Genomic DNA, 12877 nt, shown 5'->3' with positions numbered 1-12877 from the left:
ACACTATAATTTCAGGAATATATGAAAAATGGTGGGCATTGCCCACCCTACACTTAAGGAGTTTCAGAAATTGCCCCTTGCATTTTTACAAAAGTATCTATTAAAGTCTGCAATTGTTGGTCTGCTTTAAACACTCCTAAACCTCTCGCTGTTACCTTCCCAGGAGAATAAACAAACCTTGCTTTCATTGTGGGAGTGAGGTTTTCTGCTAAGAGATTCCAAGCTGGTTCTTCCATTGGTGTTTCTAAAACAATGTGCTGTTTATTCTCTGGTTTAATGCGGCTAAATCCGAGATTTTTAGCTAATTGTTTGAGTTCCATAACTCGTAATAACTGACTAGCTGGAACTGGAATAGTCCCATATCTATCAGTCCATTCAGCAGCAATTTGTTTGAGTTCATATTTTGATTTTACTGTAGCTACAGCCCGATAAGCACTCATTTTTTGATCAAGATCAGGAATGTAGGTTGCAGGAATAAATGCGGTGAGATTAAGGTCAACTTGGGTGTCTTCAACTTTGGGTATTTCTTGACCTCTAATTTCTCGAATTGCTTCTTCTAACATTTCCATGTATAAGTCAAAGCCAATTACATCCATTTGACCAGATTGTTCTGCACCTAGCAAATTTCCCACCCCGCGAATTTCCATATCTCGCATTGCTAATTGATATCCAGAACCGAGTTGAGTAAATTCTTGAATTGCTCTTAATCTTTGTCTAGCAGCATCAGATAATTCTCGTTGTTTGGGGTAAAATAACCATGCGTGAGCTTGAATTCCTGCCCGTCCTACCCGACCCCGTAATTGATATAATTGAGATAAACCAAAACGGTGAGCATCTTCAATTAAAATTGTGTTAACTCGCGGAATATCTAAACCAGATTCAATAATTGTCGTACAAACAAGAATATCAGCGTCATTATTGCCAAAAGTGAGCATAGTTGATTCTAACTCGCTTTCGTCCATTTGACCATGAGCGATCGCAAATCTGCCTCCAGGAACCATTTCTCGCAATTTTGTCGTGGTTTCTTCAATTCCGTCTACTCGGGGAACTACATAAAATACTTGTCCACCTCGATCTAATTCTTGTCGAATTGCACTTCTAATAACATCGGAGTTGAGCGGTGAAAGATGGGTTTGAATTGGTCTTCTGGTGGGAGGTGGTGTGGTAATTAAACTCATTTCCCGAATTCCCGACAATGACATATATAAGGTTCTGGGAATGGGAGTTGCAGAAAGAGTTAAAACATCAACTTGAGTTTTTAAGCTTTTGATTTTTTCCTTTTGATTAACTCCAAATCTTTGTTCTTCGTCAATTACTAAAAGTCCTAGATCTTTAAATTGGACACTTTTACCTAATAATTGATGCGTCCCCACAACTATATCTAATTCTCCCGTAGCCAGTCGTTTTTGAATATTACGTTTTTCTTCCGCACTGCGAAACCGATTCAATAAACCTACATTTATAGGATAAGGGGCAAAACGTTCTTTAATTGTGTGATAATGTTGTTGAGTTAAAATTGTTGTTGGGGCTAAAAGTGCAACTTGCTTTCCTGCGGTAACAGCTTTAAAAATCGCCCGAATTGCTACTTCTGTTTTCCCAAAACCCACATCTCCACATACTAACCTATCCATCGGTCTTTCACTTTCCATATCCCGTTTCACATCTTGTACCGCTTTGAGTTGATCTGTGGTAGGTTGGTAAGGAAAAGAATCTTCCATTTCTTCTTGCCAAGGCATATCATGAGGATAGGAAAAACCCTGTTGTTGAGAACGGGCTGCATACAATTTTAATAAATCTACCGCTAATTTCTTAATGGCTTTGCGAACTTTACTCTTCGTATTTTCCCAAGCTTTTCCGCTCATTTTGTGTAATTCTGGGGCTTGATCTCCACCAGTGCGGAAACGAGATAAAGAACCAACTTGGTCAGCCGCAACTCTTAACAAACCATCTGCATATTGAACAACTAAATAATCACGGGTTTCATCATTAATTGTCAGACTTTCTAATTTGACAAATTTACCAATTCCATGACTACGATGAACTACATAATCTCCCTGACGTAATTTGTTAGGATCAACTTGTTTAGATGTCGCTTGACGACGTTTGCGGACATAGCCAAAATTAGCTAAGGAATGTTGTCCATAAAATTCTCTATCGGTGACAATAACCAACCGATAAGAAGGTAAAATACAACCTTCTAATTCTGCTAAACCGGAATATTTAAGGGCAATTGGAATATGATTAATTTGCAGTTTATCAATAGCTTGATAATCACGAGGATTGGGAATAAACTGCGCGGGACAATCATGTTCTTGCAGAAGAGAAACAGAACGGGAAGGTTGAGCCGAAAGTATCCAAACTGCAAAATTGCGTTCGCGTTCTTTTCTAATTGTTTCCCCTAATTTTGCAAATTGATGAGGTGTAACAGGTAAAGGTCTACTAGCTAAATTCAGTCCACTATTTTCTTCTGATAATTCCGATAAATATAACTTCCTAAAATTGCCAATTTCCGCTATACACTCATCAAAATTTCGATGAATTTTCGGTAATGCAACTGACAACTGTACTGGCGAAGCATTTGGAAGATAAATTATCGGTGGTTGCAAAAAATGGTCTTCTAAATGCTTCTCCCCTACTGACCACTGACTATTAGCATTTTCCACCCAGCGATCGCTATGAGCATAACATTGTTCTAGTTCATCAATGGCGACAAGAGTATTTTCAGATAAATAATCTAATAATGAAGCGGGTTTTGCAAAAGCCAACCCCAAAAACCGCCGACTTCCTTCTAATGTTCCTAACTCTGAAGAAATTCCCTGGAACGTCTCTACATTTGGTAAATCTTTCAGTGCATCTGAAATAATAGGTGCAAAACTTGTCGGGGTGAGAGTAATTTTTTCCACCTTATCCAAGGCAGAACGTTGGGTAGCGGGGTCAAATTCTCGAATTTGTTCAATTTCGTCGCCAAACCATTCCAAGCGCACAGGCAACTCTGAGGACACCGGAAACACATCCACAATATCCCCCCGTCTACTCCATTGCCCCTCAGTTTCCACCAGAGGAACTCGTTCATATCCCAAAAGAGTGATTTTTTCCCCAAACCCATCTAAATCAAATTCCATCCCTTTTTCTAAGGTTACACAAAATGATTTAAACGCTTCCGGAGGTGGCAAATGTGGCTGTAATGCCCCCACAGTGGCAATTATGGCAGTTTTTTGCTTTTGCAACTGACCATTTACCAAATCCGCTAAAACCTGCATTTGACCCCAACTTAACTCATTTTCAGGGTCAAAAGGTTCATAGGGAGAAGCTTCAGAAGTTGGGTAAAAATGCACAGTTTTCCAGCCCATTGCTTCCATTTGGGCGAAAACCCGGCCAGCTTCCTCTAGGGTGGCACAGACGACGCACAAATCCTGATCTTCATAGTTTGCTAATGCTGAAGCTACCAGTCCCTTGGGGAGACGAGAAATCCCATTTAACCGCAATTCCCGTTGTTTGTTGAGTTTGGTAATTAGTTCGGCGGTAAGAGGCGATCGCGCCAAAGCACGCACAATAGAAGAAAAGGCCATATATTTCAAATATCTTACGCTAAAAAAGGAAGTCGCTGCTGATGTCAAAATCTAAAAGCAGTTTATATTAGCTATTTTAAAAGTTTTCATGGCACTCTAGAGGATGATTCCCAAAGAATCAAGCTTAACTACTAATAGATAGAAGAAATATAGCTACTACTTTGTGTATAGTCAAATTATTCAGAGAATTACCTAAAATAATGGATACTAATAAAATGTCTAAATAAACTGGATTTCTCATCCTGTGTATACTTTTACTCTTTATACCAGCAATTTTAAAAATGTCTTCCTTCACGTTTGAAATTTTAACGATTTTGGTGCTAATTTTCGCTAATGGTGTATTTTCAATGTCGGAAATGGCCGTAGTCTCAGCCCGGAAAGTTAGACTACAGCAGTTAGCCAATCAAGGAGATATCAACGCAAGGGCTGCATTAAAACTCGCAGAATCTCCCAACCATTTTTTATCTATTGTCCAAGTAGGGATTACACTCATTAATATCCTTAATGGTGTCTTCGGTGGTGCTACCATTGCCAAAAGACTGGAAGAGTATGTGAAATTAGTCCCAGTTTTAGCGAATTATAGCAATGCGATCGCTTTTGGCATAGTGGTATTACTAATTACCTATTTTTCCCTGATTGTCGGTGAACTCGTCCCCAAACGTCTGGCTTTAAATAACCCTGAAAAAATCGCGGCTTTAGTAGCTATCCCCATGGGGACTTTAGCAAAAATAGCTTCACCTATAGTTAAAATTTTGAGTGCTTCTACGGATTTGGTATTGCGAATTTTGGGAATTACACCCTCTGCTGAACCGCAGGTTACAGAGGAAGAAATTAAAATACTCATAGAACAAGGAACAGAAGCGGGGACATTTGAAGAAGCCGAACAGGACATGGTAGAGAGAGTTTTCCGGTTAGGCGATCGCGCCGTCACCTCTTTTATGACACCCCGTCCTGATATAGTTTGGTTAGACTTAGACGACTCTCCTGAAGAAAATCGCCACAAAATGGTGGAAAACGGCTATTCTCGCTATCCAATTTGTCAAGAAGGATTAGATAACGTCCTGGGAATTATTCCTGTCACCGACTTATTAGCGAGAAGTTTACGGAATGAACCCTTTGACTTAACACTAGGATTACGTCAACCCGTATTTGTCCCGGAAAGCACCCGCGGTTTAAAAGTTTTAGAATTATTCAAACAAACCGTTACACACATGGCTTTAGTTGTAGATGAATATGGCGTAATTCAAGGCTTAGTCACTCTTAACGACATTATGAGTGAAATCGTCGGTGATGTTCCCGCAGAACCAGGACAAGAAGAACCCCAAGCTGTACAACGGGAAGATGGTTCTTGGTTAGTAGATGGAATGTTAGGAATAGAAGAGTTTTTAGAACTATTTGATCTGGAAGAATTAGAAACTGAAGAAAGAGGAAATTATCAAACTTTAGGCGGTTTTGTGATTACCCATTTAGGACGGATTCCCGCAGCCGCTGATCATTTTGAATGGGATAATATGCGGTTTGAAGTTATGGATATGGACGGAAATCGGGTTGATAAGGTATTAGTTGTACCCAAAGGAATGGGTAATGGGTAATAATTACAATTCTTTAACAAAAATGGCAAAATCAGTAGTTAGATTCTAGCTATAATTTATGTAAACTTAATGCCGTTAATGTTTATGAACTTTCCTCTACAAATACAACGAAAGATAGAAAAATTAGCAAGCAGTCAGGGAATCTCAACGGAACAGTTTATTTTGCAAGCAGTTGCAGAAAAAATTGATGCTTTGACTAATCTATTTGCTGAAGGAAATACGGAAACAAACTTACAAACAACTAATGTAGTTTCTTCTAACCAAGCAAATGTATATCGAAAAGAGGGGATTTTGGTTGTAGATGCTGAATTACCAGAAAACTTTGATTTAAATCTATCTTTCTGAATCTTCACTCAGTAAATATCTGACAAAGTACCTCACGAAGCAGTGGTTCAGCAAATTCAACAACGAATCCTTCGTCATCATTGGACATAACGTACTCACCTATGCGATTGTGAGCAGTACAACATCTCACACGATATATACAATAAGCCGAAAAATTAATCACCAAATCATCATAGTTGTTTTCTGATATGCCTTTGATCCTCGTATTACTTTTATTAGCTGCAATGAAACCTCCTTCAGACATCAAATCTTTAAATGGAGTAATATTATTAATTTTGTTGTAAGAGGATGTTTGAAAAGTATCAGAATTAATCGAGATCCCCCCAACCCCCCTTACAAAGGGGGGCTAAATTCCTCAAAGTCCCCCTTTTTAAGGGGGATTTAGGGGGATCTGCGGGTGTCAGATCCCACACGAGAAAGTTTTCAAACATCCTCTAAGGATTACCGTCTTTACCATAATCGAAAAAAATCTTCATTCCCTTATCTAAATAGTCTGAAGAGTTAATTTTATTTAGACAGTCTGCAATTTTATCAACTTTTTTCTTATCATCACATTTACTTTTGAGTAGATTTTTTAATAAATCAAGTTCCCTATTGTTACTATATTGATTGAGTAATTGTCCTATTCCTTGTAAATCATCATTTAAACTTTTTATTTGCTGAACTAAGTTCCAGTCAAAAATCAGTTCTAGAAGGTGATAAAGCTTCAAAAATCTTTCAAAGGCATAGGGTTGGACTACCGAACGAATGCAACTTTCTTTATGATAGGAAGTTGGAATATCAATTCCAGGTCTAGCAATCAATTTAGAAGGCGTAAAACGATATGCTTCTGGTAAGCTAGATGCAGCATTTGAATGAAAAAATCCTCCCCAAATAGGTGCAGAATCCATATATTTATTTTTATAATCGTCATATTTCATAGTTACTCTGCTGCTGTTATCCAACAATTAACAAAACTTTCTTTTCCTGCTTCACGAAAGTATTCTTTGAATCCATTTGTCAGAAGTTTCCTTTTTGCATTTTTGCAAAGCCCAGACTTACCTTACGCGCATTAAATCCACTTTCTAACTCCTGTAATTTTTCTAATGCGAGAGGATCATCATCTTCTTTGGTATCTCTAAGTAATTTTAGAAGAGTATCTAAAGCCTTTTGTACTCGCTCTGAATTATTGCTAGATACAAGGGCAAGGGCAGCGAAAAAAGAGTTTATCACACTTTCTTCTCCAAACCATTTTATACCATTTGGTATTTCTTGATCAGCATTTCCTATATATATTCGAGATACTTCAACATCTAAATCAGCATAGATTCTTAGATAATTTTTGAAAGCATCAAACTGATCTCCAAGTTGTTCTTCTGTAGAATCTAAAATTTCTTCTTCCACTAATTTCTGTGCGACAACATTTTGTCTCTGTGTTTCTGGGCTTTTGGTTATAAAACTTTGATATGCGGTGGCAATTCTATCGAGAGGGTACTTCCTAGCCTTTGTTCGGCGTGCAGATTCTTTTTCTTTGAAAATTTCAATATCTGGTATTTCGGCTTTCAGTGTGTCATTTAGAGTGATGAATAGAAGACCAATCTGATGTTTCATCGACATAGGTTTCTGTCCTGCATTTAGGACAATAATCCGGTAAATAAGATTTCGGATGTTACCTTCAAGCCAGAACTCCACAAGAACTTTCTGTTCTGGATTAAAGTTAAATTTATCTTTGGCTATGTCGCTTAGAATAAACGTCCGTTGTAATCCATCTAAAATATTTACTTGTCCTGGTTTACTTAACGCGCTTTCAAGTTCTTGCCAGTCATCTTTTTGTACAATGGGTAAGATATCACTCACTAGTTCTGGTTTTACTGCGAGAGTTATGGAAGGTAACAAAGCACCATCCATGATGTCAATTTTCATGCGTTCATATGCTTTATATTTCTCGCGTTTTCTTTGAGGTTCATAATCATCAAAGTTATCGCCTACTAAATCTAAATAGTCTTGTATAGATAATTGAGCATAAAGAATATCTGTATTTGTTCGTAAATCTTTTGCTTTTCCAATGATTTTCACTTGCATAGGGTTATTTGTACCTAAAATTGGGCATTTGAATAACTCATAAAAATTAAATATATTGTATCATCAGGTAAACCATTAACTTTACAATTTAGCAGCCATAAGAGCATTAATATTCAACTACAATTTTCCCTTCCAAAAAAATAACCCCCTCATACTTATAGTAGAGGGGGTTTACAAAACTTAATATCCGCCTTCTTCTTCGTATTCCACCTGTCGTTCCTTGACCTTTTTGGGAATATTCACAGGCTTTGGTGCATCATCCCAAGCATCAGTTTCGAGATCATCATCATAGTCATCATACTGATCTGCGTAGGTCTTTTTAGCAGGTTTGGCTGCGGTTCTGGGTGCTTCCTGATAACTATCTCTGACTGTTTCGTCACTCCAGTTATCTTCTTCATCTTCATCATACTGAATTGACTCGTAGGAACGGGCTTTCATGACTTGCCGCTGGGGTCTTTCTTCCTCTACGTAGTCTTCCGTCCATTCCTCTTCCTGGGCTATAGGTTCAGGAATGCGAACTTTTGGCCGGGGTGCTTGGAGGGGTACACCGCTAGGTAATTGATTGCTGGGGGCAACTGTGCGGGGGGGCGTATAGCCAAATTCCTCTTCTGCATCTCGTTCCCAAGGGGCTTTACCAATTCCCAGCCGTTCTAAAACGCCTACGGTTAATTGGTTTACTCTTTCTTCAGCACCTTCAAACACAATTAAGCGACTCGGACCAGTGCTGACAACTTCATCTATGGACAGTTCATAGGTACTCAAAAACTGGTCAGGAATTTGCGGTAATCCCAAGGAGGCAATGACTATGGAGTATATTTTACCCGTTTCGCCATTAAATTTAAAGCCTCTCACCTTGCCTAAGACTTCACCTGTTTCGGTGATGACTTCCCAGTTCATCAGGTTACTGAGAATCTCTACTTCCACATCTTCGATGACATCCTCGTTATCAACTAAGATAACATCACCGATTTGGTTAATGGTGTTGAGATACATATTGCGAGGCAAACTAGAAATAGAGATGAGGCTGTCTCGCAGACTAAGTGCCACAACCTCTCTTTGATCAATATCAACCCAGATTTGACTCACGATACCTAACCGCTTACCGTTGTCGCGGGTGATTACCTGAGTGTTTAATATATCTGAACGTCTAACTATTTGTTCTGAAGTCATTCTATAGTTCTTCCTGTTCGCGTAGCGTGCCGTAGGCAATCTCGAATCCGGTTTATGTATATCACTATTTTTAACAGAAATTTGTCATTGGTCAGTTGTCAGTTGTCAGTTGTCATTGGTAAACTTTTTTCCTGTTCCCTGTTCCCTGTTCCCTGTTCCCTGTCACCTGTTATCTAACTTAATACCCAAAACTTGAGTATCCGCGCCTCTGGCTTGAGTTACGCCAATTGTGCGCTGGGCTGATTTTATCATCGGATGGCGCAAACTCACAACTATAAAGCTTGTTTCGCCTGTTGTTTGATCATTCTAGCTAATCATTCCACCTTTGTCCCATTTAAAAACATATCAACTTCGTAATTGTAGCTGGATATCCTGATAATACATTTCCACCAGAACAGCAAGATTTATTGATATTAATATCTTCCTTGAGAAAGAAGAAGTAAAAAATTTTATTTTTAAAATTATAAGTATAGCTGTTTGGAGCTAAACGAATATGGCTTTATACAAAATTGAAGACTTTACTCCTGACTCTAACTATGATAGTCCAGGGTTGGATGGCAGTGAAGTTGAAAAGATTAAGCATTTTGATGTCTATTCAGACATAGATGATGATAAAGTTGGCACTATTAAATACATATTGGTAGATGATTCAGGGCGGTTGCGTTATTTAGTTGTGGACACAGGTTTTTGGTTCTTTGGTAGACAAGTATTGTTACCAATTGGACGTTCCCGAATTGACTATGATAAACGTCGGGTGTACGCGAATAAGCTGACAAAGCAGCAGGTAGAAAATTTACCAGATTTTAAAGATTTGCAAGAAATTGATTACGACTATGAGGAACGGGTGCGGGGTGTTTATCGTCCACCAATAGCACAAGAACCTTTAGAGTCATCAACACCGCTAGAGTCACCGATAGCTGTAGATTCTCCACTAGTTTCTCATGAGCGCACAATAGTTACTCCTGCTGTTCCTGTTGAACGGAATACATATAGGTATGAGGAAGAACCAAATCTTTACAATGTGAATGAGCAGGATCACCAAAACCTGAAACTATATGAAGAACGTTTAGTAGCTAATAAATCTCGTGTGAAGACAGGAGAAGTAACTGTTAGTAAGCAATCATATACTGAAATGGTAACAGTTTCTGTACCTGTGCAAAGAGAACGTATAGTCATTGAACACACTGATGCAGAAACGGGTGTTAAAAATGTATCACTAACTGAAGCTGATTTAGGTGAAGGAGGAGTAAAAATCAAGAAAATAGTTGAACAGGATACAGTTGAAGCGGAAGATACTATTCGTCGTGAAGAATTAGACGTGACTCGGAATGATCAACGAGTAACTGAGAGAAGAAACTAAGAAACCTCGAAACAGCAGTTCTGCGTCTTGGGAAAATGGCTCTCACGGAGCGCTTCGCTATCGCCTATAAATTTCTTGATTTTGCGATAGCTTCGCTCGCCGCAGGCATCGCACTCAACTCAATACCAAAATATCACAATATTATCCGCTCCAATGATTCGTTAGGCTGTGTATGTGTCTTATTTCTAGCCAGTTAAATTTCTGCTTTGACTGCTTTTTCTAAACGATTAGTTTCATCTTTTGCATCTTTGAGTAAGTCATTCCAATTATCTGGAGGATGACCACTTTCCAGCATTTTCTTAAAAACTCTATAAGCGTCTGTGTTACTGTCATAGGATCGCTTAGAGTTCTCATCGTTAACCCAGGCGAAAACAATTATTTTGCTCTCTTGATGATATCGAAAAAACAGTCGGTACTGCTGAAAAAATTTAGCTCTAAACCAGTGCTTGTAATCGTCAACAAGCGTATTGCCTTGGCGATAATCACTACGTGTTGGGTCTTGAGGAATAACATCAAATGCCAGCTTTGCTATGGCAGATAGACGCTTTGTGGCGTTTTTTTTCTTGTATTCTTGAGGATACTTTTGACGCAAATGTTCAACCTGGGTCAGAAGTTCTTCAAACTGGTTAAGGAAGAGAGGATGAGCAAATATGTTCCACTCATTAATCACTAGCGGTTGATTTACAGACAAACTTATTCATCCTCATCAGAGAGTGGTGCATCAAGATCAAGATCGACTTCAGCAACCAAGGACTGAACACGGCTGACTAAATCAGAGCTAATGGCTTGTAAGTGCTGAGGATTCTTCTCGATATCTCTTGCAATAAAATTTAAAAACCGCTTCGCTATCGCACTTTATCAATCCAAACTACAAGCGATTCCTGCGGAGCGCTTCGCTATCGCATTGATAGCTGTAATGCTTACAGTTAAAAGATTACAAAATATCTATTTCCCAGTCTTCCAATTGTAGTTGGGGAATGCGTGAAAATTCTTTAGTATTATGGGTAACTAAGATCAAATTATTCGCTAAAGCAATAGCCGCAATTTGTAAATCGTAAGCTCCAATAGGTGTTCCGTTAGCAGCAAGTTGGGCGCGAATTTTGCCAAAAATTCTAGCAGACTGGTCATCAAAAGGCAAAGACACAAATTGACTCAAAAATCCTTGCTGTAACGTCAGATTACGCTCTGGGTTAGCACTACGAATTGATCCGTAAAATAATTCACCCTTCACAACTGAACAAACAGCAATTTCTGAAAGTGGGATATTATCCAGCTTTTGTTTTAAATGAAAGTTTTTGCCCTTGAGATAAATAATACAGGCATTAGTGTCTAGCAGATAAATCATCAAAATAGCTCTCTTTCTGCTTGTTCTGGCTGTGGATGTCTGATAAATGTTTCATCTTGAATACAACCATAAAAATCACTCAATTTTGTTGTTGTTTTTGTTGGTGATGCTGATTCATAAACAAGAATAATATCTAATTCCGTTCCTTCTGTTGTTTCGGGTAATTGAATTTGTAAAAGTCCATTTTTACCAATTAGCGATCGCACTCTCATACTTTGCATAACTATTTACCTCTTTTGAATATCTGTTCTTTAAGTTCTTGTAACAACATAGATAGCTCCTATGCTGGAATGGTTGTCTAATGTTGTCTATTCAGTATATTATAAACGATCTTGCTTTATAAGTCTAATTTGAGCGATTCCTAGGTCGCGCTTCGCTATCGCACCTTATCAATCCACCTACAGGCGATTCCTAGGTCGCGCTTCGCTATCGCACTTGGTCAATCCAATCTACAAGCGATTCCTGCGGAGCGCTTCGCTATCACACCTTATCAATCTAACCTACGAGCGATCGCTGATTACGCTTCCCCAACAGGCGAACTCGCACTAATGAATAATCAAACTATCTCTAGTCATTTCTAAAAAATCATAGGTCAAAAACAATTCGATTATTTGAGTAATATTTTGTAGAAAAAGTTGTTCAATTTGTTTATTACTAATATTACCTGTGGTTATTAGTAGTAGTTTGTAAGGCTCTTGTTTGATTAAAAAAAAATCTAAAAAATCTTTATCTTTGGTAATAACAATTCTCTGTTCCAGGATTGATAGTTTGTTGATTTCCGAATCTGGAGTTGCATTTTTTAAAGGAAGATTTTTGGTATGTATAAGAGGATGTTTGAAAACTTTCTCGTGTGGGATCTGACACCCGCAGATCCCCCTAAATCCCCCTTAAAAAGGGGGACTTTGAGGAATTTAGCCCCCCTTTGTAAGGGGGGTTGGGGGGATCTCGATTAATTCTGATACTTTTCAAACATCCTCTAACATCACAACCTAAGTTCTCTAATAAATTGGCAATTCGCATTGGTAATTGAGCATCAATCAAGAATTTCATGAAACTAATTGGAGAATACTTTTAACTTGAGTGAGTCGAGTAGCAAAGCTGAGAACTGCTAAAATGTCTTCGTATTCTAAATCATCATAATCTTCTAAAATATCATCAATATTCATGCCTGAACTCAAAAGTTCTAAGATCATTTCCACCGGATAGCGCAATCCGCGAATACACGGTTTACCATGACAAATATCATGGTTAATTGTTATTCTATTTAATAGAAGGTTATTCATGATATTTAGATTTTATGTTGGCACTAAATTAATTGTACTTGATTTTTCGAGTTCTATGACAATAGAAAAAAGCGAACTGAAAGTCACCGTTGCGCGACTCTTACAGAGCGCTTCGCTATCGCACTTTATCAATCTAACATACGAGCGATTCC

The 12877-nt window shown here is 38.3% G+C and carries 13 protein-coding genes and 1 pseudogene; 3 read left to right on the top strand and 11 right to left on the bottom strand.

Features of this window, described 5'->3' with window-relative positions; all coding sequences use genetic code 11:
• Positions 1-53: 53 nt before the first annotated feature.
• Positions 54-3569 (bottom strand): transcription-repair coupling factor, encoded by a 3516-nt coding sequence (mfd, locus tag ANA_RS10875; protein WP_015080110.1) that lies wholly within the window; start codon positions 3567-3569, stop codon positions 54-56.
• A gap of 281 nt (positions 3570-3850) precedes the next feature.
• On the opposite strand from mfd, the gene ANA_RS10870 reads away from it, so the two are divergent.
• Both ANA_RS10870 and ANA_RS10865 read left to right on the top strand, forming a co-directional pair.
• Positions 3851-5161 (top strand): hemolysin family protein, encoded by a 1311-nt coding sequence (locus ANA_RS10870; protein ID WP_015080109.1) that lies wholly within the window; start codon positions 3851-3853, stop codon positions 5159-5161.
• 84 nt (positions 5162-5245) lie between these two features.
• Positions 5246-5506: a hypothetical protein gene (locus tag ANA_RS10865; protein WP_041457967.1), complete on the top strand. Its 261-nt coding sequence runs from the start codon at positions 5246-5248 to the stop codon at positions 5504-5506.
• A 434-nt stretch (positions 5507-5940) separates the two neighbouring features.
• On the opposite strand, the gene ANA_RS10855 is transcribed toward ANA_RS10865, so the two are convergent.
• The 4 genes and pseudogenes from ANA_RS10855 to ANA_RS28540 all read right to left on the bottom strand — a co-directional run.
• On the bottom strand, positions 5941-6426 hold the full coding sequence (locus ANA_RS10855) for a hypothetical protein (RefSeq protein WP_015080107.1): 486 nt from the start codon (positions 6424-6426) through the stop codon (positions 5941-5943).
• Positions 6427-6505: 79 nt separating this feature from the next.
• A complete protein-coding gene (locus ANA_RS10850; protein ID WP_015080106.1) occupies positions 6506-7567 on the bottom strand; it encodes a hypothetical protein in 1062 nt (353 codons plus the stop codon).
• A gap of 180 nt (positions 7568-7747) precedes the next feature.
• Positions 7748-8737, bottom strand: coding sequence for a PRC-barrel domain-containing protein (locus ANA_RS10845; RefSeq protein ID WP_015080105.1), 990 nt, complete (start codon positions 8735-8737; stop codon positions 7748-7750).
• A 162-nt stretch (positions 8738-8899) separates the two neighbouring features.
• Positions 8900-9090 (bottom strand): annotated as a pseudogene (locus ANA_RS28540) (hypothetical protein); the annotation flags it as partial.
• 140 nt (positions 9091-9230) lie between these two features.
• Here ANA_RS28540 and ANA_RS10840 point away from each other — a divergent pair.
• Positions 9231-10097 (top strand): DUF2382 domain-containing protein, encoded by an 867-nt coding sequence (locus ANA_RS10840; RefSeq protein ID WP_015080104.1) that lies wholly within the window; start codon positions 9231-9233, stop codon positions 10095-10097.
• Positions 10098-10290: 193 nt separating this feature from the next.
• Here ANA_RS10840 and ANA_RS10835 read toward each other — a convergent pair whose 3' ends face one another.
• The 6 genes from ANA_RS10835 to ANA_RS10815 all read right to left on the bottom strand — a co-directional run bounded on the left by ANA_RS10835 (position 10291) and on the right by ANA_RS10815 (position 12725).
• A complete protein-coding gene (locus ANA_RS10835; protein ID WP_015080103.1) occupies positions 10291-10788 on the bottom strand; it encodes a type II toxin-antitoxin system YhaV family toxin in 498 nt (165 codons plus the stop codon).
• 2 nt (positions 10789-10790) lie between these two features.
• Positions 10791-10946, bottom strand: coding sequence for a type II toxin-antitoxin system PrlF family antitoxin (locus ANA_RS24530; protein ID WP_083881508.1), 156 nt, complete (start codon positions 10944-10946; stop codon positions 10791-10793).
• Between the two features lie 85 nt (positions 10947-11031).
• Entirely contained in the window at positions 11032-11442 is a 411-nt protein-coding gene (locus ANA_RS10830; RefSeq protein WP_015080102.1) for a type II toxin-antitoxin system tRNA(fMet)-specific endonuclease VapC, read from the bottom strand.
• Positions 11442-11663: a hypothetical protein gene (locus tag ANA_RS10825; RefSeq protein WP_015080101.1), complete on the bottom strand. Its 222-nt coding sequence runs from the start codon at positions 11661-11663 to the stop codon at positions 11442-11444. The genes ANA_RS10830 and ANA_RS10825 overlap by 1 nt, the downstream gene beginning before the upstream one ends.
• 324 nt (positions 11664-11987) lie before the next feature.
• A complete protein-coding gene (locus ANA_RS10820) occupies positions 11988-12218 on the bottom strand; it encodes a DUF5615 family PIN-like protein (protein ID WP_235082031.1) in 231 nt (76 codons plus the stop codon).
• A 270-nt stretch (positions 12219-12488) separates the two neighbouring features.
• Positions 12489-12725, bottom strand: coding sequence for a DUF433 domain-containing protein (locus ANA_RS10815; RefSeq protein ID WP_015080100.1), 237 nt, complete (start codon positions 12723-12725; stop codon positions 12489-12491).
• Between the last annotated feature and the right edge of the window lie 152 nt (positions 12726-12877).

This window comes from Anabaena sp. 90 (genome assembly GCF_000312705.1).
GTDB lineage: Bacteria > Cyanobacteriota > Cyanobacteriia > Cyanobacteriales > Nostocaceae > Dolichospermum > Dolichospermum lemmermannii.
This window is presented reverse-complemented; position numbering and strand designations above follow the sequence as displayed.